The sequence below is a fragment of the Amycolatopsis sp. lyj-346 genome (assembly GCF_046548975.1).
In the GTDB taxonomy this organism is placed as follows: domain Bacteria; phylum Actinomycetota; class Actinomycetes; order Mycobacteriales; family Pseudonocardiaceae; genus Amycolatopsis.
In genome coordinates this window covers 180,289-203,172 of the sequence record NZ_JAJPWT010000017.1, presented here as the reverse complement: position 1 = coordinate 203,172, position 22,884 = coordinate 180,289, and the positions used below count along the sequence as shown (strand labels likewise).

Here is a 22,884-nt window from a genome sequence, read left to right as displayed (position 1 = left end):
GCGATCACAGCGGCACCGTGAACGGCGTGCACGCCGGCGCGTAGGACGGGTCGAGGGCGTGCAGGATCAAGCCGGTGACGTTCGGGTCGGCCGCCTGGCTCAGGTGGCCCGAAGCGTCGGAGGCGCAGAAGTCCTGCAGCACGATGTCCGTCGTGCCCGGCTCGTCGAGGATTCCGCTCGTGTACGGGGTCACCACCTCGTCGTACTTGCTCACGATGCTCGTGTAGGCGGGGCCGTCGACGTGCACGCCGCCGCGGGCGAGGTCGTCGAGGAACGCCGACGGGGCCAGGTACTCCGAGCACGCGCCGCACGCCGTGCGCAGGACCGTGCCGAGGCCGGGCACGGTCGTCAGGAGGGCCTTGGCCAGCGCGTCGAGGCCGCCGAGCGTCGTTCCGCGGTAGTTGGCGCCGAAGCCGACGAAGCGGGCGACCTTGGCGGCGCCACCGCCGTACTTGAGGTAGTACGCCGGCATCGTGCTGCCCTCGGAGTGGCCCACGATGTCGACCTTCGCCGCCGCGGTCGTGGACCGGACCCGGTCGACGAACCGGCCGAGCTGCGCCGCGCTGTCGCGCATGGACGCGAGCCCGCCGACGCCCGGGCCCAGGACGCCCGTGCCGTAGGTCAGCGAGAAGACGCAGTAGCCCTGGGCGGCGATCTTCGGTGCGTGGAAGAACCAGTTGACGGTGCCGTTCGCGCCGAGACCGTGCACCAGCACGACGGGCTCCGGGTGCGCGGCCGACGGACGGCAGCCCCAGTCGTTCCAGCCGCTGCTCGGTGCCGCCTCCGCGACCGACGGCGCGACCGCGCCGAAGGTGAGCGCCGCGGCGAGCACGGCCAGGGTTCGCTTGACACCGCCGTTGGTGACCCGCATTCCGTTGCCTCCAGTTACCCGTCAGTACGTGACGCAGATCATGATCGGTCACATACAGCTGGAGGCGAGCTGGGAAAACGCTCAGAGTTGCCCGGCGTTCGTTGTGACGGGTGACAACGACGCCCGGCGGGCGCCGACCACCAGGCCGGTCAGCGCGACCAGGCCGCAGAGCCACGCGAACCAGTCGCCGAAGCGGGCGTACGGCGTCTTTCCCGGTCCGATCGGGACGTCGGCGACGACCACCGTGAACGGGCTGCCGCCGGTGCGGGCTTCGGCCAGCACGTGCCCCTGCGCGTCCGAGAGCATCGGCGTCCCGCGGACCGCGCTCCACGCCACCGAGAAGCCGTTCTCGACGCCGCGGATCAGCGCCGTGCGGCTGTGCACCCAGCCGTCGACGTCCTCGTCGGACGCCGGGATGAGGACCAGGCCGGTGCCCGCCTCGCCGTATTCGCTGCTCGGATCGGCGAAGTTGACGTCCATGCACACCATGAGCCCGATCCCGGCGAGGTGCGCGAGCTGGGTGCCGGAGGAGAAGTTCGGCGAATCCCCGTTGTGCCACTTGCGGTATTCGACCGGCGGGCCGGACGGCGAAATCGCCAGCGCGGAGTTGAACCGGCCGTCCGGAGTGGTGTCGACGACGCCGGTGACGACGTCGAGGCTCCGCGTGCGGGCGACCTCCGTGAACGCCTCGACGAGCCGCGGGCGGGCGGCCTGGTCCACCGCGAAGGCGGCCTCCGGGAGCACGACCGCCTGGACCCCGTCCGGCAGCCGGCCGATCTGGTCCACATAGGACCGGAGCAGGGCCTGGCCCGCCGGCGTGGCGACGTCGGCCGCCCAGCGGCTCTCGCCGGGTGCGACCAGCGCGACCCGCGTCGACGGCCCGGCCGGCACCGGGGTGCTCCAGAAGACGAGCCCGCCCACGGCGGCCGCGACGCCGACCAGGCCGGCGAGCCGGGAGAGGCCGCGGACACCGGGGGCGAGTGCCGCGGCGACGGCGGCCGGGACGAACAGCACGAGGAACTCGACCCCCCAGCCGCCGGTCAGCGCGGCGAGGCGCAGCACGGACGGCCGGTCGGCCTGGGTCGTCATCAGGGTGCCCATCACGCCGGTCGGGTTGAGCAGCGAAACGCCGTAGAGCGCGACGGTCCACAACGCGGGGGCGGCGAGCGCCGCCAGGAAGCCGTGCCCGCGCCGGACGAGCAACCGGAACAGCCCCGTCGCGAGCGCGAACAACAGCGCACTGCCGCCCAGGATCGCGATGGCCGCGGGCCGCGGGACCGCGAGGGAATGCCAGAAGTAGCTCCAGCTGCCGGCGCTGCCCGCGAGGTAGGCCACGAACGCGGCCGCCATCGCGGCCACCCCGGGGACCCGCGGTGCGAGCAGCAGGACCGGCAGTGGCGCCACCCAGGCCAGTTCGGGCACCGGATCCAGTCCCGTGCCGAAGAAGAACAACACCGCCGACCCGGCCGTCGCGACGACCGCCCACCCCAGTTTGTTCATCGTGGCCCCTTTCGCCCGGTTCGACGGTTCCAGGCGGGGCGGGCGGACACACTGGGCTGAACCACCGGATGGTGGTGGGGTTCACCCCACCTCGGTTACCCGATCGTCGCCTGAACGCGTTCCCGGAACCCGGCGGGCAGGCCGGACAGCATCGGTTTCAGCGTGGCGCGCCGCGCCTCGCCCAGGTGGGTCAGCAGGTCGAGCGCCGGTGCCCAGAGGTCTTCGTCGGCGCTCGCGGCCGTCACCAGCCGGCCGAGCCGGTGGGCCGGGAGCAGGCCGACGACGTGGTCGATCCGGCGCTTGTCGTCGAGCACGAAGGCGATCCGCAGCAGTGCCGGGTCGTCGATCCGCTCCAGTGCCCGCCGCACGGTGAGGTCGGGCAGGTGCCCGACGAACCGGCCGAGGGTGATCCAGTCCTCCTGGCGCGTCAGTTCGGCCGCGACCGCGAGGACGGTGTCCAGGGGGATGCGGGTGATGATCGCGCTCGCCCGCCGCGGGTCGAGTTCCGCGGCCACCTCGGCGAGGAACCGGGGGGTCAGCCGCTTGGCGACGTCGACGCCGCGCGAGACGTCGACCAGCCCGGCGATCCGGGCGCACAGCAGCGGGCCGAACACCTTCTCGGCGATCTTGGCGAGCACCCCGACCGGCACGACCCGCGCGGCCAGCGCCATCCGCTGCAGCGCGGCGGCGTTGGCGTCGAACAGCGTGTCGGTGACCTGCTCGCGGAAGGCCTGCAGGTCGTCGGCGTCGACGCGGGCGAGGTACTCCAGGCGCGCGGGCTCGACGCCGAGGACGCGGGCGAGCTTCAGGATCTCCGCTTCGGCCGCGTAGTGCTCCGCGGCTCGCTTTTTTGATGTCCGCTTTTCCGATGTCCGCTTTTCCGATGTCACAGGCCGACCGCCTTCCGGACCGCGCCGCGCAGCAGCGCGGGTACGTACCGAAGGCCTTCTTCGCCCGCTTCGGCGAGCGCTTTCGCCTGCCGCCTGCGCGCGTCGCGCAGCGCGTCGGCGAGGTCCTGCCGCTCGTGCTCTTCGAGGGCCTCGATGCCTTCGGGGAGGTAGCCGCCCAACTGGTCGGCGAGTGTGCGCTCGGCCATGGTGGATCATCATGCAACACCGCGGGCACTACCGTGCGGATATGCGCATCGAGACGTCCACCGTCCGTGTCGGCGAACTCTCCGCCTACCTGGCCCGCCCGGACGGCGGGTCGGCGTCCGGCATGCTGCTGCTGCCGATGATCACCGGGATCGGCGAGCAGGTCCGGGCCTGGGCCGACGAGCTCGCCGGCCGCGGGATCACGGCGCTGGCCTGGGACGTCTTCCACGGCGCCAGCACCGACAACACCTCCCGCGAAGACCTCGGCGCGAAGCTCGGCGAGCTGCGTGACGAAGCCGCGCTCGCCGAGCAGACGGCGTTGCTCGACCACCTGCTCGGCGACCTCGGCTGCACGTCGGCCGGGGTGCTGGGCTGGTGCCTCGGCGGCCGGTTCGCGCTCCTGCTCGCCGCCCGTGACCAGCGGCTTTCCGGTGTGGTCGCGTACCACCCGACGGTCCGGGACCCGGCGCCGCCGAACCACGACCTCGACGCGGTCGCCTTGTCGGCAAGGATCACCGCGCCGGTGCTCGTCGCCTACCCCGAGGCGGACGCCGTCGTCTCGCACGGGACGTTCGCCCGGCTGCAGACGGCGTTGCAGTCCCGGCCGCGCGGCGCGACGTTCACCCAGCACTTCCCCGGCGCCGAGCACGGCTTCAGCGACTCGGCGCGGCACGGCACCGAGGTCAACGCCGAGGCGTTCGCCCTGTCCTGGCCGCAGACCCTGGCGTTCGTGGACACGCTGAAAGGGTGACTTTCGGCAGTGGCCGGCCCGCTGTCACGGCTTGTAGCTTCTAGCCCGTGCGGACGGTGACGAAACGCAGGTGGCAGGGGGCGCTCGACGTCGCCATCGGGTTGTTCCTCGCGTTCACCGTCGTCGTGGGCACGCTGGAGAGCCGGTCGTACTGGGAGCTGGCCGGCGGCCTCGCGGTGGTGGCGGGCTCGGTCGCCACGGCCCGGCGGTACCCGGCCGTCTCGCTCGGCATCGCGCTGGCCGGGGCGCTGGCCGTGCCGTTCCCCTACGGCAACCACGTGCCCGTGTGGGTGGTCTTCGTGCTGGTCGCGATGAGCTACCAGGCCGGGTTGCGGATGCCGCGTGCCCGCCCCGGGATCCTGATCGGAACGGCGGTCGCGGTACTGGGCCTGCCGATCGCGCTCGTGTTCGGACCGGACGGCCTCGGCGACTGGGCGGCGATGGTCGCGATCCTCGTCTTCGCCGGGCTGTCGCCGTGGCTGCTCGGCCGGTACGTCCGGGTCCGCGGCGAGCTCGCTCGCACGGGCTGGCGCCGGGCCGAGGAGATGGAGAGCAGGCAGCGGCTGGTCGCCGAGCAGGCGCGGCTGCGCGAGCGCGCGCGGATCGCCAGCGACATGCACGACTCGCTGGGGCACGAGCTGACCCTGATCGCCGTCCGCGCCGCGGCGCTGGAGCTCGCGGGCGGGCTCGACGCCACCCAGCGCGACGCGGCCGCGCAGCTGCGGACCAGCGCCGCGACGGCGACCGAGCGGCTGCGCGAGATCATCGGCGTGCTGCGCGAGGACGCCGCGCCGGTGGAACCGGTGCAGGGCGACCTCGGCGAGCTGATCGCCCGGGCGCGCGCGTCGGGCCTGCTCATCGAGTCCACAGTGGATGCGGACGGGGCGCCCCCGATGGTGGCTCGTGCCGCCTACCGCGTCGTGCAGGAGGCACTGACGAACGTGGCGAAGCACGCGCCCGGCGCCGCCGTCACGGTCCGGGTGACCAGTACCGGCGCGCGGACCGACGTCAGCGTGGTCAACGCGCCACCGCCCGCCGGGCCGCTGCCCGGGGCCGCGTCCGGGCAGGTCGGGCTGATCGGCCTGCGCGAGCGCGTCCGGCTCGTCGGCGGCACGCTGCGGGCCGGGCCCGGTGACGGCGGGTTCGCCGTCACCGCGACGCTGCCGCACGGCGCCGCGCCCGGCGAGCACTCGGAGGACGCCGACGACGAGGCCGAGCCGTCGACGTCGGCCCGTGCCCTCGAACTGGCCCGGCGCGACGTGCGGCGCAGCCTGCTCCAGGCCGTCGCCATCCCGCTCGCCCTGTTCGCGATGGTCCTGGCGGTCGCCGGGATCACGTTCCTCTACCAGTGGAACTCCTCGGAGCTGCCCGCCGAGGTCTACGAGCGGCTGCGGATCGGGCAGCCGCGGGCCGAGGTGGCACCGCAGCTGCCCGAACGCGAGCGTGTCGCCCGCCCGGTGCGGGGCGAGCCGCCGCTGCCGGCGGTGCCCGGGGTCGGGTGCGAGTACTACGGCACCGGGCGGTCGTGGCTCGACAACGACTACGCCGCCTACCGGCTGTGTTTCGCCGATGGGAAACTGGTGGCCAAGGACAGGTTCGCCGAGGGGGCACCGTGATCAGGGTCGTACTGGCCGATGACGAAGCGATGATGCGCGCGGGTGTGGCGGCGATCCTAGCCGCGGACTCCGGGATCGAGGTGGTCGCCGAAGCCGCCGACGGCCGTTCGGCTGTCTCGCAGGTCCTCGCCACGCACCCGGACGTCGTGCTGCTGGACATCCGGATGCCGGGGCTGGACGGCCTCGGCGCGGCCGCCGAGATCCGGCGGCTGCTGCCCGCGACCGGCGTGATCATGCTGACCACGTTCGGCGAGGACGACTACATCGAGCGTGCGCTCAGCCTCGGCGCGGGCGGGTTCCTGCTGAAGTCGGGCGACCCGCGCGAGCTGCTGGCCGGCATCCACGCCGTCGCCGGCGGGGCCGCGTTCCTCTCGCCGAAGGTGGCGCAGCGGGTGATCGCCCGGCTTTCCGGCGGGCAGCTGGCGCGGGCCGCCGCGGCCCGTGAGCGGATCGCCGCGCTGACCCCGCGCGAGCGGGAAGTGCTGACCCTGCTGGGCTCCGGACTGTCCAATGCGGACATCGCGGCGAAGATGTTCGTCGTCGAGGGCACGGTGAAGGCGCACGTGAGCACGATCCTGACCCGGCTCGGCGCGAAGAACCGGGTGCAGGCGGCGATCACGGCTTACGAGGCGGGACTGGTCGGGGGAGACGCGGCGGCGTCCACCCCGTGATCCCCGCGCCGACCCGGGCCGTCGCCTTGGCCGGCAGGCGTTTCAGCACGGCGGTGCGCAGTGCGGTCGCGACCGGGTTCGTCAGCTGCGGGCCGAGCCTGCCCATCCGGACGGACTCGCGGACGACCCGCTGGCTGCGTGGCCGCCGCTGCCGGTCGTAGCTTTCCAGCGCGGCTTCGACGCTGTCCTCTGTGGACACCGCGTGGGCGAGCACGACGGCGTCCTCGATGGCCTGGCAGCCGCCCTGGCCGAGGAACGGCGGCATGGCGTGGGCGGCGTCGCCGAGCAGCGCGATCCGGCCCCGGGTGTAGGTCGGCAGCGGCGTGTCCAGGTGGTGGAGGTCGTGGTGCAACACGGCCTCCGGCGGGGTGGCGGCCAGCAGGGCCGGGATCGGGTCGTGCCAGTTCTCGAAGGCCTGCCGAAGGCCGGCTCGGCCGGTGTCCGGCGCGGTGACGGACGAGATCCACCAGTAGACGTCGCCGCCGGTCAGCGGCAGGACGCCGACCTCGGTACCGCGGTCGAAACTGGTGCTCAGCCCGGTGCCGGGCAGGTGCGCGACGCCGCGGTACGCCGTGCTGCCCGAGTACACCGGTTCCGGGTGGTGCGGGAAGAGCGCGTGCCGGGCCCAGCTGTGGATGCCGTCGGCCGCGACGACGAGGTCGGCGCGCAGTTCTTCGCTGTCTACGCGGACCAGGCCGTCTTCGCGGACTTCGGTGACTTCTTGGCCGGTGCGCAGGCTTTCGGCCGGGACGGCGGCCCGGAGGGCGGCGATCAGGTCCCGCCGGTGGATCGCGCCGAGCGGCCGCCCGTGCCGCCGGGCGAACTCGGCGCCGTCGAAGCGCGTGATCCGGCGGCCGCGCCGGTCGCGGAAGCCGCCGTCGGTCTGGACGGCCAGGCGGTCGCCGAGGTCGACGCCGAGTTCGTCGAGGCTGTGCAGGGCGTTCGGCCAGAGCGAGATCCCGGCACCGACGTCGCCGAACGCGGGGGCTTTCTCGAGGACGGTGACCGTCCAGCCGACCCGGTGCAGCCCCGCGGCCGCCGCCAGCCCGCCGATGCCGCCTCCGACCACTGTCGCGTGCATGTCGCCTCCTCTACATCTGTAGAGGACTCTACACCTGTAGAGTGCCCTTGTGGAACGGGTGGACGTGATCGCCGACGCGGCGATCGAAGTGATCGCGGCGGAGGGCATGCGCGGCCTGACCCACCGCGCGGTCGACCGCGCGGCGGGCCTGCCGGTGGGATCGACGTCGTACTACGCACGCACCCGGGCGGCGCTGCTGGAGCTGACGATCGCCCGGATCGTGGTCCTGGACCAGGTCCCGCTGTCCGCCGGCGGCGGTGGCGGGCTGGCCGAGTTCGTTGCGGGCTACGCGTTCGAGGCGATCACCGCGGGCCGCACCCGGATGCTGGCCCGGTACGAGTTCGCGTTGGAGGCAACCCGGCGCCCGGAGCTGCGCGCGGCGTACGACGAGGGCGGCCTGCAGATCCGCCACCAGGCGGCGGCGGTGCTGAAGGCCGCCGGTTCGACGGACCCTTCCCGGCACGCGAGGATCGTCGTGGACTGGATGGAGGGCACGATCTTCGGGGCCTTGGCGGGGACCGGATCGCTGGCCCCGCCGACGTTCGAGTCACTGCTGACGAGCGCACAGGAGATCCTGGCGGGGATCGGCGTGGAGTGATTCCGCGCCGACCCCCTCAGCGTCGATCCCCTGCGCCGACCCCGCGCGGGGGCGCCCCCCGAATTCCACGCTACCGGGAGGCACCGACAATTCCGGTGCCTCGCCGCGGACGTCAGGCGTCCCGGCGGCGCAACACGGCCGCGCCGGTCAGCAACGCCGCTGCTGCCCAGGCCGCGCAGATCAGCAAGCCCACCCACGGCGCGTACGGGGCCACCGCCATCGTGATCGGGTTCGGCTGCCCCGCCTCGACCATCGCGTTCACGCCCGCGATGCCCGGGAAGTACGGCATTGCCTCCGGCAGGCCCAGGGACGCCACGATCAGCGGCAGCGGGATCAGCAGCACGATCACCGACACCAGCGTTCCGGCCGCGCTGCGCAACGCCCAGCCGATGCCCGTGCACAGCAAGCCGAGCAGTGCGAAGTAACCGCCCATGCCCGACGCCGTCGTGAAGCCCGCTTCGAGGCTCGTCGGCAGGCCGTGGCCGTCCATCACCGCGGTGGCCAGACCCATTCCCGCGCACGACAGCAGCACGCCGTACGCGAACAGCACCGGGGCCAGCACCGCCGCCTTCGCCAGGACCACCCGGGAGCGGACCGGCGTCCACAGCAGCGTCGACCGGATGCCGCCGCCGGTGTACTCGCTCGTCACGAACAGCGTGGCCAGGGCGATCACCGCGAACTGGGCCAGGTAGAAACCGCCGCCGAGGGCGATCGTGTGGGCGCCCAGCGGCTCGTCGCCGATGCGCTGGGCGATCGCCGACAGCGTGCCGTAGAACAGCATCAGCGCCGTGCCGCCCACCAGGCACCACCAGGTCGCCCGGACCGACCAGAACTTCGTCCACTCCGAAGCCACCGCACCCGGCAGGCCGCCGCCGCGCACCTCGACCGAAGCAGTCATGCCGACACCCCGTATTCCACCGAAGAAGCGGTCAGTTCCATGTAGGCCTGCTCGAGCGACGCGGTCCGCTCGGCGAGCCCGTGCACGCGGATCCCGAGCTCGTGCACGAGGTCGCCGATGCGGGTGACGCCGACGCCGTCCACCACCAGCTCGCCCGGCTCACCCGGGTGCGTCAGGCCGCCTTCGGCGCGCAGCCGCCGGTCCAGCGCGTCGCGCTCGCCGCCGTCCGGGACGCGCACCGAGACCGTCGTGCGGGAATTGCCCGCGATGAAGTCCGGCACCGGCGCGTCGGCCAGCAGCTTGCCCCGGCCGATCACGATCAGGTGGTCGGCGGTCAGCTGCATCTCGCTCATCAGGTGGCTGGAGACGAACACCGTCCGCCCCTCGGCCGCCAGTGACCGCATCAGCTGCCGGACCCAGCGGACGCCGTCCGGGTCGAGGCCGTTGACCGGCTCGTCGAACAGCAGCACCCCGGGGTCGCCGAGCAGCGCGCCGGCAATGCCCAGCCGTTGCCCCATGCCGAGGGAGAACTGGCCGGCCCGTTTGCCGGCGACGTCGGACAGCCCGACGGTCGCCAGGACCTCCTCGACGCGGCTCGCCGCGATGCCGTTGCTGCGCGCCATGGCCAGCAGGTGCTTCCCGGCGCTGCGCCCGGGGTGCAGGGCCTTGGCGTCGAGCAGGGCGCCGACCTCGCGCAGCGGGTGCCGCAGCTCGGCGTAGTGCCGTCCGCCGACCAGGGCTTCGCCCGCCTGCGGGTGGTCGAGCCCGACGGTCATCCGCATGGTCGTCGACTTCCCGGCGCCGTTGGGGCCGAGAAACCCGGTCACCTGGCCCGCGGCGACGTCGCACGTGAGCGCGTCGACGACGGTTTTCTCCCCGTAGCGCTTCGTGAGTCCTCGAAGCGTGATCATCGTTCCTCCCGGTTTTCGCCTGTACCGGGAGTCTGCGGTTTCCGGGGTGCCGGGGACATCGGACGACGGTCGTGGGCGACCCCCGACTTTCGGCGGGGTTGCTCAGCCGCGGCGGCGGGTGTGGCGGGTCGGGACGGCGCCGGCCGGGTCCTCCGGCCAGGGGTGCTTGGGGTAGCGGCCACGCAGGTCGGCGCGCACGGCCGGGTAGCCGGACGTCCAGAAGGACGCGAGGTCGGCGGTGATCGCGGCCGGTCGGCCGGCGGGGGAGAGCAGGTGCAGCACCACCGGGACGCCCGCGACCACCGGGGTTTCGGTCCAGCCGAAGGTCTCCTGGAGCTTGACGGCGAGGACCGGCTGGTCGCCGCGGTAGTCGACGCGCAGGTGCGAGCCCGACGGCACCTCGAGCCGGTCCGGGGCGAGGTCGTCGAGTTTCGCCGCTTCCGGCCAGGGCAGGAGGGCTTTCAGGGCGGTGCCCGCGTTGACGGCCGCCAGGTCGGCCTTCCGGCGGGCGGTGCCGAGGTCCAGCCACCTGTCCACATCGGACAGCAGGGCGGCGTCGTCGACCGGCGGCCACGGCGGGCCGAGGACGCGGTGGAGGAAGGCCATCCGTTCGCGCAGGCGGGTCGCGTCCTGGCTCCACTTGAGCAGGCCCAGTCCTTCGGCGCGGAGGCCGGCGACGAGGGCGTCGTGGACGTCGGCGTTCTTGAGCGGCTTCTCGGACAGGACGATGGCGCCGAGCTTGCGGACGCGCCGGGCGACCACGTCGCCGTCCCAGGCGACTTCGTCTGCTTCGGACACTTCGCCGGCGCGGACGGCGAGGTTTTCGTCGGCGGCCGCGGCGAGGCGGATGGTGCCGTGGACGCGGCCGGGGTCGCGGGTGGCTTCGGCGATGGCCAGCCATTCGGCGTCGAGGCCGCTGCCGGGCGGGAGTTCGGCGGCGGTGCCGCCGGCCATGAGGTAGACGGGCGCCCCACCGGGCCGCCGCCGGGCGAGCCGTTCCGGGTGGGCGAGGGCGACGACCAGCGCGGGATCGGGCCGCGGGCCGCCGGTGGTGGCCGCGGGACGGGCCGATCGCTCCGAGACCAGGCCCTCCAGCCGCCGGGCTTCGCGCTTCCAGCGTCGCGCGGGCTCATCGCTTGCCGAGCGCAGGCGGCGCAGCTCGGCGTCCACGTCCGTCAGCGTCGCGCCCGCGTCGAGCAGCGCCACCACCTCCGCGGCGTTGCGCGGCCCCACGGACGAGGCGCCGTCCAGCAGCGCGCGGGCCAGCCGCGGGTGCAGCCCCAGCTCCGCCATCCGCCGTCCGCGCGGGGTCACCGTGCCCGCGGCGTCCGTTGCGCCCAGCGTCACCAGCAGCGCCCGGCCCGCGGAGAGGGCTCCTTCGCCCGGCGGGTCCCACCAGGCGAGCCCGCTGCCGTCGGGGGTCGACCAGCACGCCAGCTCCAGCGCCAGCCGGGCCAGCTCGGCCGTGCGGATCTCCGGCTCGGGGTACGCCGGCAGCGTCGCCTGCTCGTGCTCGGCCCAGCAGCGGTAGGCCCGCCCGGGTGCCTCGCGGCCCGCGCGGCCGGAACGCTGCGTGGCCACCGCCGCCGACACGCGGACCGTCGCCAGCCCCGGCAACCCGCGGCGGTGGTCGACGCGCGGCACGCGCGCCAGCCCCGAGTCCACCACCGCACGCACGCCCGGCACCGTCAGGCTCGACTCCGCCACCGCCGTCGCGAGCACCACCCGCCGCCGGTCACGCGGCCGCAGCGCGTCGTCCTGCTGCGCCGCCGACAGCCGCCCGTGCAGCGGGAGAACGTCCACAGCGTCCAATTCGGACAGTCGCAACAGTCCCGCCGTCCTCGCGATTTCACCCGCCCCCGGCAGAAAAGCGAGCACGTCGCCGTCCCCCTCGGACAACGCCGTCCGCACCGCCCGCGCGACACAGGCCTCGACGCGCTCACCGCGAGCGGGCGGGAGGTGGGAAAAGGCCACCGGGTAGGTCCGCGCCGTGGCCGTCACCACCGGGGCGTCGCCGAGCAGGGCCGCGAGCCGCCCGGACGCGACCGTCGCCGACGTCGCCAGCAGCCGCAGGTCTTCGCGCAGCCCGGCGCGGACGTCCAGGAGCAGCGCCAGCAGCAGGTCGGCGTCCAGGTGCCGCTCGTGGCACTCGTCGAGCAGCACCGTCGAGACGCCCGGCAGCTCCGGGTCGCCCTGCACGCGCCGCACCAGCAACCCCGACGTCACGACTTCGATCCGGGTCCGCGCGGACACCTTCCGGTCGCCGCGCACGGCGTACCCGACGGTCTCGCCGACCGGCTCCCCCAGGATCGCCGCCATCCGCGCCGCCGCGGCGCGCGCCGCCAGCCGCCGCGGCTCGGCGACCACGACCCGGCCCTCGGCGGCCGCCGCCAAGGCGAGCGGGACCAGCGTCGTCTTCCCCGTGCCGGGTGGCGCGACGAGCACCGCGGTCCCGCGTTCGGCCAGCGCGGCGACGACGTCGGGCAGCACGGACCGGACCGGCAGATCGGGGAGCTTCACTTCGGCGTGACCTCGGGGGGCGGGGGCAGCTGGTAACCGGACGGGCCGATGTTCGCGTTGAGCGAGCGCAGCCATTCGCCGGAGGAGATCATCTTCCGGATCGCGTCGTCGACCGCGGCCACCCCCTGGGTGTCGCCCTTGCGCAGGCCGATGCCGTAGTTCTCCTTCGAGAACGGCTTCCCGACGATCTTCAGCAGCTCCGGGTCGCGCGCGACGTAGCCGGCCAGGATCACCGCGTCCGTGGTCACCGCGTCGATCTGCCCGGCGAGCAGCGCGGTCACGCAGTCGGAGTACCGCGGGTACTCGGCCAGCTGGACGGCCTGGGCGAACTTGTCCTTCACCTGCTGCGCCGGCGTCGACCCGGTGACCGAGCACAGCCGCCGCCCGTTGAGCGCCTCCGGGCCGGCGATGTCGGCCGACGTCCGCCGCACCAGCAGGTCCTGGCCGGTGGTGAAGTACGGACCCGCGAACGACACGACCTGCTTGCGCTTGTCGGTGATCGAGTAGGTCGCCACGACCAGGTCGACGGCGCCGGAGGTGAGGTCGGTCTCCCGCGTCGCCGACGTCGTCTCGCGCCACGTGATGTCCTTCGCGGAGACGCCGAGCTCACTCGCGACGAAAGTCGCGACATCGACGTCGAACCCGACGAACCGGCCGTCGATGGTGTGCTCCGAAAGCCCCGGCGCGTCGAACCGGATGCCGATGGTCAGGTGATCCGTGGCACTCGCCCGGGTGACGAGCGAATCCGTGGGCGAAACCTTCGCCGGGCCGCACGCCGACGCGGTGACCAGGAGCAACGCCGAACCGAGGAGCGTGCGCCACCGCATCCAGCCGCTCCCTCCGCCACTGTCCTGCCTCACGAAGTTCTCAGGTCGCCCCGTTAGCCTAAGCGCGTGGTGCGACCGTCCCAACCCGTGCTGAACACCGTCGGCACGCTCGCCCGGCTCGGGCTGGCGGCCGTCTGGCTCGTTTCCGGTGCGCTCAAGCTCGCGGATCCCGGCCAGACGCTGATCGCCGTGCAGGCGTACGAGGTGCTGCCGGACGCACTCGAAGACGTGGTGGCCATCGCGCTGCCGCTCGTGGAACTCGTGCTCGGGCTCCTGCTGCTCGCCGGCCTGGCGACCCGGTGGGCCGCCGCGGCCACGCTGGGACTGCTGCTCGTGCTCATCGCCGGCATCGCCCAATCGTGGGCGCGCGGCTTGAGCATCGACTGCGGGTGCTTCGGCGGCGGCGGCCACGTGGCGGCGGGGCAGACCGAGTACCCGCAGGAGATCCTCCGGGACACGGGGTTCGCGCTGCTCGCCGTCTGGCTGGTGGTGCGCCCGCGCACCTGGCTGTCGCTCGACGGCTGGCTGGCGCGAGGTCGCGGGAACTCCGGCGAGCCCGGACACGACTACTCGGGTATCGCGGAAGGGAACTGATACACAGTGGGTGGAGCTGAGCGGACCGCTCGGAAACGTCGTCAGGCGGCGCAGGCCGGTCCGAAGGTGGTCGCGCAGGCCCGGGGGGCCTCCGGCGACCGGCGGAAGTGGATCATCGGGATCGGGGCGGTGGTCGTCGTGGCCGCGCTCGTGGTCGGTGGCGTGCTCTGGACGATCGCGGACCGGAACAAGACCGAGGGGAAGGTCATCAGCCCGGGCGAGTCGACGAGCGCGCTGGCGGGCGATGTCATCCAGAAGCGTGACGGCGTGGCCGTCACCGTGGGCAAGGCGGGCGCCAAGGCGACGATCGACGTCTACGCCGACTTCCTCTGCCCGATCTGCGGCGAGTTCGAGAAGCAGTACAAGGGGCAGATCGAGCAGGCCGTCAACGACGGCAAGCTGCAGGTGCGCTACCACATGGTGCCGCTGCTCACCCAGCGGTCCAGCCCGCCGGGCTACTCGCTCGACTCGGCGAACGCGGCGCTCGCCGCGGCCGACGCCGGCAAGTTCCTCCAGTACCACGACGCGCTGTTCGCCAACCAGCCCGAGGAGGGCAAGCGCGGCTACGACAAGGCGCAGCTGATCGAGCTCGGCAAGAACGTCGGGATCACCGACCCGGCGTTCGCCCAGACGGTCAACGCCGGCACCTACGACCAGCAGCTGAACACCGCGTTCCAGCAGATCGAGAACGACCCGAAGCTGGCGCAGGACTTCGGCGGCGGCCAGACCGGCTTCGGCACGCCGACGGTCACCGCGAACGGCTCGATCGTCTCCTGGCAGGACCCGGACTGGCTCAAGAAGGTCACCGGCTGACTCGGGGCAATTCGCCCACCCGGGTACGGACCGTCGACTAGGCTGATTCCCGCATCAGGGGAACCGGGGGTGCCGTGCGCACGTCGCACCCCCGGTGCACAGGGAGGGCCAGTGGACGGTTCGGGGTTTCACGTCGATGACGGCGCGTACACGCGGTACGCGCGCGAGGTCGACCCGCTTGGGGAAGACGTCAAGGGTGCGGCCGAGAAGCACGTCGGACCGCACGTGACGCTCGGCGGCCACGGCTTCTCGGAGATGGGCGGCGAAGCCGGCTTCTCCGATGCCTACAGCGGCCGGATGCGCGCGTTGCAGGAGAAGATGCACCGCGTCGGCGGCGGCTGGCGGCAGGTCGGCGAAGCCGCCCGGCAGACCGATCGCAACTACGCGGCGGTCGAGGGCGAGCACGGCGACGTCGTCCGGCGGCTCGGCGGCGACCTCGGGCAGGACCGCGCGTGACCGAGCAGCACACCGACCAGCTCGTCCGGCACGGCCTGGACACCACGAACCAGTTCGCGCAGAAGCTGCGCCACGACCCGGCCGCCATCGGCGGCGCCCGTGACGCGCACTACGCCCTGCAGACGTCGGTCGGCACGACCCGCGACCACGCCTCCGCCCAGCGCGTCAACCTCACTTCCGCCAGCTCGGGTTCGACCACCGACCGGGCCACGGCGACGTCGCAGAGCCTGGAGAAGGAAGTCCAGGACCTCCTCGACGAGAGCGCCGAGATCGAGAAGGCCGTCGCGGAGGCGGCCGAGACGCTGCACGTCGGCGAGATCAAGAACGACCAGGTCCGCGACCAGATCATCAAGGAGATCGCGGCGTCGATGAAGGCGCTGGAAGCGGTGAAGAGCATCCAGCCGCCGGAGAGCCGCGGTGCCGCTTCGCGCGACATCCTGATGAAGCTGCAGACGAAGATCAGCCAGCTCACCGGCCAGGCCGCCACCTTCAGCGAGCAGACGATCAACGAGCTGACCGCCATCGGCACCCGGCTCGGCGGTGAGGAGCAGTCGACGTCGGCGTCTTCGTCGTCTTCCGCCACGAAGGTCGGGTCTTCGTTCAACAGCAACAGCGGGTATTCCGGCGGTTCGGACGGCGGGGGCGGTGGTGGTGGCGGTGCTGTCCACAAGCCGCGGCTGCCGGTGGCGATCCCGCCGCAGCCCGGCTCCGGCGTCGCGATCAACCTGCCCGGCGGCAAGCAGGTCATGGCGCCGAACGAGACGGCCGCGAAGGCCGTGCGCGCGGCGCTTTCGCAGCTCGGCGTGCCCTACGTCTGGGGCGGGACCGCACGGGGTGTCGGCCTCGACTGCAGCGGCCTCGTCATGACGTCGTACCAGGACGCGGGCATGCAGCTGCCGCGGACGGCGGCGCAGCAGACGGTCGGGGCCGAGGTCCCCTCGATCGACCAGCTGCTGCCCGGCGACCTCGTCGTGTGGTCCGGGCACGTGGCGATGGTGATCGGCGACGGCCAGATGGTCGAGGCGGGCGACCCGGTGCAGATCAGCAAGATCCGCACCACGAACGCGGGACAGTCGTTCATCGGCTTCTACCGGCCAACGGGGTGAGTTGTGGCTGAATTCGACATCGACCTGGCGACCGTCCGCGTTGCCGAGCAGGCAGCGCGAGCGGGTGAAGAGGCCTCCGCGCGCTTCGCGCGTTCGGGCCCGGTGGTGGGCAAGGCGTCGTCCCCGGACAGCACCATCGAAGTCCAGGTGGCGCCCGGCGGGTTGCTGACCGGGCTCACGATCCACCGTTCGGCACTGCGGCACGGGTCGTCGGTGCTCGCCGGGGAGATCCTCGAGCTGGCCCAGCGCGCCACCCGGCGGGCGGGCGACCGCATGTACCACGCGCTCGCCCCGGTGGTGGACGCGGCGCAGCTGGAAACCCTGGGCTACGAACCGATCCCGGACGACGACCCGGACGCCGACACCTACACGTACGGAAGGTGACCGCGGTGATCACGACCCGCCAGCTGATCGCCCAGGCCCGGGCCCGCGAAGAGGCGATGGCCCGCGTGGAGGAACTCCTGGCGTCGGCTTCCGGCACGGCGCACGACGTCGACGGCCAGGTCGAGGTGACGGTCGACGCCCGCGGGAAGCTGCTGAGGCTGTGGCTCGCGCCGTCGGCGGTGAACATCGGCGAGCAGCTGGGATCGCGGATCGTGGAGGTCGCCCAGGCGGCGATGCGCGAGGCCACCCAGGACGGCTACAACAAGGTCGCCCTGCTGCTCGGCGAGGACATGACGTCCATGATCGAGCAGATGACGGGAATGCCCGCGCCCGCCAGGGCCGAGGACGACGACCCGGGCATGACGGTCGAGGAGTTCCAGCGGCAGCGAGCCGAGCGGCTGGGCTCGGCATCACCGGAGCCGGCTGGGGCTTCGGCCGGGGCCCCGGCTGCGAGCGACGAGGATTCCTACTGGGAGTCCTTCGACCCGGCTTCGCTGCGTTCGGACCGCTGACCTCGAGAGCCCGTTCCCGCTGAGCGGTACCCGAGTTCGGGTAGAGGTCTGGACCAACCGCGGAAGCCTGTGCATTAATTCAAGGTGTGAATTTTCGCCTCTCGACGGCAAGCTCGGCCGGCTGCCTCCGGATCCTGGCGTTCTTCGCCGCTTGCCTGGGGTTGAGCCTCGGCGCTCCGCCCGTGCAGGCCGCGGCCCCGTTCAAGGTGCTGGCCTTCTTCAGCGGCACCTACGACGCCGCGCACATCAGCTTCGAGAAGGAAGCGAACGTCTGGTTCCCGCAGCAGGCGGCGGCCAACGGGTTCACCTACACGGCGACGACCGACTGGAACCGGCTCACGACGATCACGCCGGACCAGTACCAGGTCGTGCTGTTCCTCGACGACCAGCCGCAGTCGCCGGCGCAGTTCCAGGGCTTCCAGCGGTACATGCAGGCCGGCGGCGGGTTCTTCGGCTTCCACGTCACCGCCTACAACGACAGCTCGACGCCGTCGTACGCCGGCTGGTTCCACAACGACTTCCTCGGCACCGGCCGGTTCACGTCGAACACGTGGGGCCCGACGCCGGAGACACTGCGGATCGAGAACCGCTCCCACCCGTCGACGGTGAACCTGCCGTCGACGATCCGGTCGTCGACGTCGGAGTGGTACGCCTGGCAGAACGACCTGCGCCAGAACGGCAACATCACCGTCCTGGCGTCGATGGACCAGGCCACCTTCCCGATCGGCACCGACCCGAACCAGACCTGGTACAGCGGCTACTACCCGATCGCGTGGACGAACAAGAACTACAAGATGCTCTACGCCAACTTCGGCCACAACGCGATGAACTACGACACGAACACGGCGTTGTCGTCGACGTTCGAGAGCGCCGACCAGAACCGGTTCGTTCTCGACGGCCTGAAGTGGCTCGGCGGCGGCTCGACCGGGCCGGCCGGCGGCGGCGCTGCTCAGTCGTTCAAGGTCGGCTAGCGGGTCGTGGGTGTTCAGGCGGGTTCCCGCCCGCCTGAACACCCACGACCGTCAGTCGCGTTCGATGAGGTGACCGACCACGTCCGGGCCGGGGTGGGCGTGGCCCGAGCCGTCGCGGCGGACGTCGATCTCCGGGAGCTCCACCGGGTCGCCGTTGCGTGCCGCACCTGCCGGGCGGGGGCCGATCCACGCCACCCGCAGCTCGGTTTCGCCCTTGAGGAACCGCTGGGCCCGGACGCCGCCCGTCGCGCGGCCCTTGGCCGGGTACTCGCTGAACGGCGTCACCTTCACGCTCTGGCCCGTCGAGGTGATCACCATCGGTTCGCCGTGCTCGTCGTCGTCCGTGCGGACCGCGCCGAAGAACACCACCGACCCCGCACCCACGTTCATGCCCGCCATGCCGCCGCCCTTGAGCCCCTGCGGGCGGACCAGCGACGCCGCGTACTTAAGCAGCGACGCCTCCGACGACACGAACGCCAGCGTCTCCGTGCCGTCCGCCAGCCACGTCGCGCCGACGACCTCGTCGCCGTCCTTGAGGCTGATCACCTCGAACTCGTCCGAGCGGACCGGCCACTCCGGCGAACAGATCTTCACCACACCGGCCTTCGTGCCCAGCGCCAGGCCCGGGGAGCCCGCCGCCTGCTCGCCCAGCGGCGCGATCCCGACGACCGTCTCGCCCTTCTCCAGCGGCACCAGTTCCTTCGCCGCCATGCCGCCGCGCAGCGACACCGTGCCGGCCTGCTCGGGCAGCACCGGCAGCGGCAGCACGTCGGTCTTGAACGCCCGGCCGCGGCTGGTCACCAGCAGCACCTGCCCGCGCGCGGTCGTGTGGACCAGGGCCGCCACCGCGTCGTGCTTCACCCGGCCGTTGCGGCGGCGCGTCTCCGTCGCTTCTTCGGACTCGGCCGCGGTGCGTGCCACCAGCCCGGTGGCCGACAGGATCACCTGGCACGGGTCGTCCGCGACCTCCAAGGGCCCGGACGGCTTCGACGCGGCCAGGACCTCCTTCAGGTCGCCGTCGATCAGCGCGGTGCGGCGCTCGGTCGTGAAGTCCTTCGCGACCTTCGCCAGCTCGGACGAGACGAGCTTCTTCAGCACCGACTCGTCGTCGAGGATCTTGGTCAGCTCCGCGATCTCCTCGCGCAGCCGCTCCTGCTCGGACTCCAGCTCCAGCCGGTCGTACTTGGTCAGCCGGCGCAGCGGCGTGTCCAGGATGTACGTCGCCTGGATCTCCGAGAGCTTGAAGCGCGTCATCAGGCCGTCCTTCGCGGCCTGCGCGTTCTCGCTCTCGCGGATGAGCTTGATCACCTTGTCGATGTTCAGCAGCGCGATCAGCAGGCCGTCGACCAGGTGCAGGCGCTCTTCGCGCTTGCGGCGCCGGTACTTCGTCCGCCGCGTGACGACGTCGTAGCGGTGGCGGAGGAAGACCTCCAGGAGTTCCTTCAGGCCCAGGGTCTGCGGCTGGCCGTCGACGAGGACCAGGTTGTTGATGCCGAACGACTGCTCCAGCGGCGTGAGCCGGTAGAGGTCGGCGAGCAGGGCCTGCGGGTTGACGCCGACCTTGCACTCGATGACCAGCCGCGTGCCGTTCTCGCGGTCGGTGAGGTCCTTGACGTCGGCGATGCCGGTGAGCCGCTTGGACTTGTTGACCTCGTCGGTGATCTTCTCGATCACCTTCTCCGGGCCGACACCGTAGGGCAGCTCGGTGACGGTGATCGCCTGCCGCCCGCGGCTGCCCTCCAGCGGCCCGGTCTCGACGCTCGCGCGCATCCGGACCACGCCGCGGCCGGTCTCGTAGGCGCGGCGCACCTCGTCGAGGCCCAGCAGCTTCCCGCCGGTCGGCAGGTCGGGGCCGGGGACGAACTCCATCAGCTTGTCGAGCGTCGCGGACGGGTGCGTGATCAGCCACCGCGCCGCGGCGATGACCTCGCCGAGGTTGTGCGGGATCATGTTGGTCGCCATCCCGACCGCGATCCCGGACGTGCCGTTGACCAGCAGGTTCGGGAACGCCGCCGGCAGCACGGACGGCTCTTCGAGCGAGCCGTCGTAGTTCGGCCGGAAGTCGACGGTGTCCTCGCCGAGCTCGCCGACCAGCTGCATCGCCTCGGGCGACATCCGCGCTTCGGTGTACCGCGAGGCGGCCGGGCCGTCGTCGGGGGAGCCGAAGTTGCCGTGGCCGTCGATCAGCGGGACGTTCAGCGAGAAGTCCTGCGCCAGCCGCACCATCGCGTCGTAGATCGCGACGTCACCGTGCGGGTGGTACTTGCCCATCACGTCGCCGACCACGCGCGACGACTTCACGTACGCGTGCGTCGGGCGGTAGCCGTTCTCGTTCATCGAGTACAGGATCCGGCGGTGCACCGGCTTCAGCCCGTCCCGCGCGTCCGGCAGGGCGCGCGAGTGGATGACCGAGTACGCGTACTCCAGGTAGGAGTCTTCGATCTCGGTCTTCAGCGGGTTCTCGAAGACCTGCGCCCCGGCGGCGTCGAACGCGCTCGGATCGACCTTGGTGGTGGTGCCCTTGCGGCGTGCCACGGCAGAACTCCTTGGTAGCTACGAAAACTTAAGCGTCGATGGCTTCGCGGTCGACCCGGTCGGACGAGGCGACCAGCCAGTTCCGCCGGGGCTCGACCTTCTCGCCCATCAGCAGCTCCAGCGCGCCCTCGGCGGCTTCGGCGTCGTCCATGGTGATGCGGCGGACCGAGCGGGTCGCCGGGTTCATCGTGGTCTCCCACAGCTCGTCGGCGTCCATCTCGCCGAGGCCCTTGAACCGCGGCACCGGGGTGACGATGCTCTTGCCCGCCTTCTCCAGCTCGGCGAACTTCTGCTCCATCTCCCTCTGCGTGAAGGTGAAGTGCGTCTCCGGGTTGCGGCCCTTCGTGACGAGCTTGTGCAACGGCGGCATCGCCGCGTACAGCCGGCCGTCCTCGATCACCGGGCGCATGTACTTCGCGAACAGCGTGATCAGCAGCGTCCGGATGTGCGAGCCGTCGACGTCCGCGTCGGCCATCAGGATCACCCGCCCGTAGCGCATGGTCGACAGGTCGAACGTGCGCCCGGTGCCCGCGCCGAGCACCTGGACGATCGACGCGATCTCGGCGTTCTTCAGCGTGTCGCCCAGCGACGCCTTCTGGACGTTCAGGATCTTGCCGCGCAGGGGGAGCAGCGCCTGGTACTCCGAGACACGCGCCATCCGCGCCGACCCCAGCGCGCTGTCGCCCTCGACCAGGAACAGCTCGCTGCGGGCGACGCCGGTGGTGCGGCAGTCGACCAGCTTCGGCGGCATCGCCGCGCCTTCCAGCGCGGTCTTGCGCCGGGCGGCGTCCTTCTGCTGCTTCTGGGTGAGCCGGACGCGGGAGGCGTCGACCACCTTCTGCAGCACGACCTTGGCCTCGGACTTCGTCTTGCGATCCTCGGTCCAGGCCTTGACGTGCCGGTCGACGATGCCCTGCAGGACGCGGGTGATCCCGGCGGTGGACAGCTCGTCCTTGGTCTGCGACGTGAACTGCGGCTCCGGCAGCCGGACGTGCACCACGGCCGTCATGCCCTCGAGGACGTCCTCGATCGTCGGCATGTCCTCCTTGGGCTTGAGCAGCCCCCGGGTCTTGGAGATGGCCTCCTGCAACGCCTTCGCCACGGCGCGGTCGAAGCCGCGGCGGTGGGTGCCGCCGTGCACGTTGCGAATCGTGTTGGTGAAGCATTCGACGGTGCGCTCGTAGCCGGTGCCCCAGCGCAGCGCCACCTCGACCTCGGCGTGACGCTCCACATTGGACTGCATGACGCCGGCGGCGTCGGCCGCGTTCTCCTTGTACGTGCCTTCGCCGGTGATCAGCAGGGTGCCGCAGACCGGCTTCTCGCCCGACGGCGAGAGGAAGTCGACCATGTCGACCAGGCCGTGCGGGAAGTGGAAGGTCTCCTCGTTGATCGTGTCTTCGATCGCGGTGCGCAGCACGTACGTGACGCCCGGGACGAGGAACGCGGTGTTGCGCAGCTTCGCCCGGACGCCTTCGACGTCGAGCGCCGCGCCGGACTCGAAGTAGCGGGCGTCGTACCAGTAGCGGATGGACGTGCCGCTGCGCTCGCCGCGCTTCATCTTGCCGACGAGGTTCAGCCCGGACCGGCGGGTGAACTTCGCCTTCGGGCCCGGCCCGTCGAACGTGCCGGGGACGCCGTGCTTGAACGACATCTGGTGGACCTTGCCGTCCTGCTTCACCGTGACGTCGAAGCGGTGCGACAGCGCGTTGACCGCCGAAGCGCCGACGCCGTGCAGGCCGCCGGAGGTCTTGTAGCCGGAGCCGCCGAACTTGCCGCCGGCGTGCAACCGCGTCAGCACCAGTTCGACGCCGGACAAACCGGACTTGGCGTGGGTGCCGGTCGGGATGCCGCGGCCGTCGTCGTCCACCTGGACGCTGCCGTCGGCGTGCAGCGTGACGACGATCTTCGTCGCGTGGCCGGCGACGCCTTCGTCCGTGGAGTTGTCCACCACCTCCGCGAAGAGGTGGTTGATGCCCCGGCTGTCGGTGGAGCCGATGTACATCCCGGGTCGTTTGCGGACGGCTTCGAGACCCTCGAGATGCGTCAGGTCGTCGGCCCCGTACAAGGTCTCGGCAGTCACAGGGTCGTTCTCCCGGATCGTGGCTCGCGAAAGTGCTGGTGGTGGTGCGGACTCGCCTGCACCGTAGTGCAGGATATCCGCCGACCCCGACAACT

At 72.1% G+C, this 22,884-nt stretch carries 22 protein-coding genes; 11 read left to right on the top strand and 11 right to left on the bottom strand.

All coding sequences use genetic code 11. The annotated features are described in order from the left end of the window. Positions 1-4: 4 nt before the first annotated feature. From ACLJQE_RS36575 to ACLJQE_RS36560, 4 genes are all read right to left on the bottom strand, one after another. The gene (locus tag ACLJQE_RS36575) at positions 5-871 is read right to left on the bottom strand and encodes an esterase/lipase family protein (RefSeq protein WP_410644144.1); all 867 of its coding nucleotides are present in this window, start codon (positions 869-871) and stop codon (positions 5-7) included. Between the two features lie 81 nt (positions 872-952). Beyond that, positions 953-2,371, bottom strand: coding sequence for an acyltransferase (locus tag ACLJQE_RS36570; RefSeq protein ID WP_410644143.1), 1,419 nt, complete (start codon positions 2,369-2,371; stop codon positions 953-955). Positions 2,372-2,466: 95 nt separating this feature from the next. Then, positions 2,467-3,261 carry a hypothetical protein gene (locus ACLJQE_RS36565; RefSeq protein ID WP_410644142.1) on the bottom strand — a complete coding sequence of 265 codons (795 nt, stop codon included), beginning with the start codon at positions 3,259-3,261 and terminating at the stop codon, positions 2,467-2,469. Beyond that, entirely contained in the window at positions 3,258-3,467 is a 210-nt protein-coding gene (locus ACLJQE_RS36560) for a hypothetical protein (RefSeq protein ID WP_003082038.1), read from the bottom strand. Before ACLJQE_RS36560 ends, ACLJQE_RS36565 begins: the two co-directional genes overlap by 4 nt. Before the next feature lie 41 nt (positions 3,468-3,508). Here ACLJQE_RS36560 and ACLJQE_RS36555 point away from each other — a divergent pair, with 41 nt between their 5' ends. From ACLJQE_RS36555 to ACLJQE_RS36545, 3 genes are read left to right on the top strand one after another with little or no spacing between them, the layout of a single operon-like run. Beyond that, the gene (locus ACLJQE_RS36555) at positions 3,509-4,216 is read left to right on the top strand and encodes a dienelactone hydrolase family protein (protein WP_410644140.1); all 708 of its coding nucleotides are present in this window, start codon (positions 3,509-3,511) and stop codon (positions 4,214-4,216) included. A gap of 47 nt (positions 4,217-4,263) precedes the next feature. Next, positions 4,264-5,832 (top strand): sensor histidine kinase, encoded by a 1,569-nt coding sequence (locus ACLJQE_RS36550; RefSeq protein WP_410644138.1) that lies wholly within the window; start codon positions 4,264-4,266, stop codon positions 5,830-5,832. After that, entirely contained in the window at positions 5,829-6,503 is a 675-nt protein-coding gene (locus ACLJQE_RS36545) for a response regulator (protein ID WP_410644136.1), read from the top strand. The genes ACLJQE_RS36550 and ACLJQE_RS36545 overlap by 4 nt, the downstream gene beginning before the upstream one ends. On the opposite strand, the gene ACLJQE_RS36540 is transcribed toward ACLJQE_RS36545, so the two are convergent. After that, positions 6,448-7,584 carry an FAD-dependent monooxygenase gene (locus ACLJQE_RS36540; RefSeq protein WP_410644134.1) on the bottom strand — a complete coding sequence of 379 codons (1,137 nt, stop codon included), beginning with the start codon at positions 7,582-7,584 and terminating at the stop codon, positions 6,448-6,450. The genes ACLJQE_RS36545 and ACLJQE_RS36540 overlap by 56 nt on opposite strands. A 49-nt stretch (positions 7,585-7,633) precedes the next feature. Between ACLJQE_RS36540 and ACLJQE_RS36535 the strand changes: the two genes are divergently transcribed. After that, positions 7,634-8,182: a TetR/AcrR family transcriptional regulator gene (locus tag ACLJQE_RS36535; RefSeq protein WP_410644132.1), complete on the top strand. Its 549-nt coding sequence runs from the start codon at positions 7,634-7,636 to the stop codon at positions 8,180-8,182. Positions 8,183-8,294: 112 nt separating this feature from the next. Here the strand turns inward: ACLJQE_RS36535 and ACLJQE_RS36530 are convergent, their stop codons facing one another. The 4 genes from ACLJQE_RS36530 to ACLJQE_RS36515 all read right to left on the bottom strand — a co-directional run bounded on the left by ACLJQE_RS36530 (position 8,295) and on the right by ACLJQE_RS36515 (position 13,338). Beyond that, positions 8,295-9,080, bottom strand: a complete 786-nt coding sequence (locus tag ACLJQE_RS36530; RefSeq protein WP_410644130.1) for an ABC transporter permease — start codon at positions 9,078-9,080, stop codon at positions 8,295-8,297. Further along, on the bottom strand, positions 9,077-9,991 hold the full coding sequence (locus ACLJQE_RS36525) for an ATP-binding cassette domain-containing protein (RefSeq protein ID WP_410644128.1): 915 nt from the start codon (positions 9,989-9,991) through the stop codon (positions 9,077-9,079). Before ACLJQE_RS36525 ends, ACLJQE_RS36530 begins: the two co-directional genes overlap by 4 nt. A 102-nt stretch (positions 9,992-10,093) precedes the next feature. Beyond that, complete coding sequence (gene hrpB / locus ACLJQE_RS36520) at positions 10,094-12,511, bottom strand: ATP-dependent helicase HrpB (protein WP_410644126.1); 2,418 nt, start codon at positions 12,509-12,511, stop codon at positions 10,094-10,096. Continuing rightward, complete coding sequence (locus ACLJQE_RS36515; protein WP_410644124.1) at positions 12,508-13,338, bottom strand: glutamate ABC transporter substrate-binding protein; 831 nt, start codon at positions 13,336-13,338, stop codon at positions 12,508-12,510. The genes hrpB and ACLJQE_RS36515 overlap by 4 nt, the downstream gene beginning before the upstream one ends. 87 nt (positions 13,339-13,425) lie before the next feature. Between ACLJQE_RS36515 and ACLJQE_RS36510 the strand changes: the two genes are divergently transcribed. The 7 genes from ACLJQE_RS36510 to ACLJQE_RS36480 all read left to right on the top strand — a co-directional run bounded on the left by ACLJQE_RS36510 (position 13,426) and on the right by ACLJQE_RS36480 (position 18,174). Further along, positions 13,426-13,932: a MauE/DoxX family redox-associated membrane protein gene (locus ACLJQE_RS36510; RefSeq protein ID WP_410644174.1), complete on the top strand. Its 507-nt coding sequence runs from the start codon at positions 13,426-13,428 to the stop codon at positions 13,930-13,932. 66 nt (positions 13,933-13,998) lie between these two features. Further along, the gene (locus ACLJQE_RS36505) at positions 13,999-14,745 is read left to right on the top strand and encodes a DsbA family protein (RefSeq protein WP_410644122.1); all 747 of its coding nucleotides are present in this window, start codon (positions 13,999-14,001) and stop codon (positions 14,743-14,745) included. 111 nt (positions 14,746-14,856) lie between these two features. Then, the gene (locus ACLJQE_RS36500) at positions 14,857-15,201 is read left to right on the top strand and encodes a hypothetical protein (protein ID WP_410644121.1); all 345 of its coding nucleotides are present in this window, start codon (positions 14,857-14,859) and stop codon (positions 15,199-15,201) included. Continuing rightward, positions 15,198-16,307, top strand: coding sequence for a C40 family peptidase (locus ACLJQE_RS36495; RefSeq protein WP_410644120.1), 1,110 nt, complete (start codon positions 15,198-15,200; stop codon positions 16,305-16,307). Before ACLJQE_RS36500 ends, ACLJQE_RS36495 begins: the two co-directional genes overlap by 4 nt. A gap of 3 nt (positions 16,308-16,310) precedes the next feature. Further along, positions 16,311-16,691 carry a YbaB/EbfC family DNA-binding protein gene (locus ACLJQE_RS36490; protein ID WP_410644119.1) on the top strand — a complete coding sequence of 127 codons (381 nt, stop codon included), beginning with the start codon at positions 16,311-16,313 and terminating at the stop codon, positions 16,689-16,691. Between the two features lie 5 nt (positions 16,692-16,696). Next, positions 16,697-17,203 carry a YbaB/EbfC family nucleoid-associated protein gene (locus ACLJQE_RS36485; protein WP_410644118.1) on the top strand — a complete coding sequence of 169 codons (507 nt, stop codon included), beginning with the start codon at positions 16,697-16,699 and terminating at the stop codon, positions 17,201-17,203. 86 nt (positions 17,204-17,289) lie between these two features. Continuing rightward, the gene (locus tag ACLJQE_RS36480; RefSeq protein WP_410644117.1) at positions 17,290-18,174 is read left to right on the top strand and encodes a ThuA domain-containing protein; all 885 of its coding nucleotides are present in this window, start codon (positions 17,290-17,292) and stop codon (positions 18,172-18,174) included. A gap of 51 nt (positions 18,175-18,225) precedes the next feature. Here the strand turns inward: ACLJQE_RS36480 and ACLJQE_RS36475 are convergent, their stop codons facing one another. Both ACLJQE_RS36475 and ACLJQE_RS36470 read right to left on the bottom strand, forming a co-directional pair. After that, on the bottom strand, positions 18,226-20,709 hold the full coding sequence (locus ACLJQE_RS36475) for a DNA topoisomerase (ATP-hydrolyzing) subunit A (RefSeq protein ID WP_410644116.1): 2,484 nt from the start codon (positions 20,707-20,709) through the stop codon (positions 18,226-18,228). 28 nt (positions 20,710-20,737) lie between these two features. Next, positions 20,738-22,789 (bottom strand): type IIA DNA topoisomerase subunit B, encoded by a 2,052-nt coding sequence (locus ACLJQE_RS36470; protein WP_410644115.1) that lies wholly within the window; start codon positions 22,787-22,789, stop codon positions 20,738-20,740. Positions 22,790-22,884 lie beyond the last annotated feature (95 nt).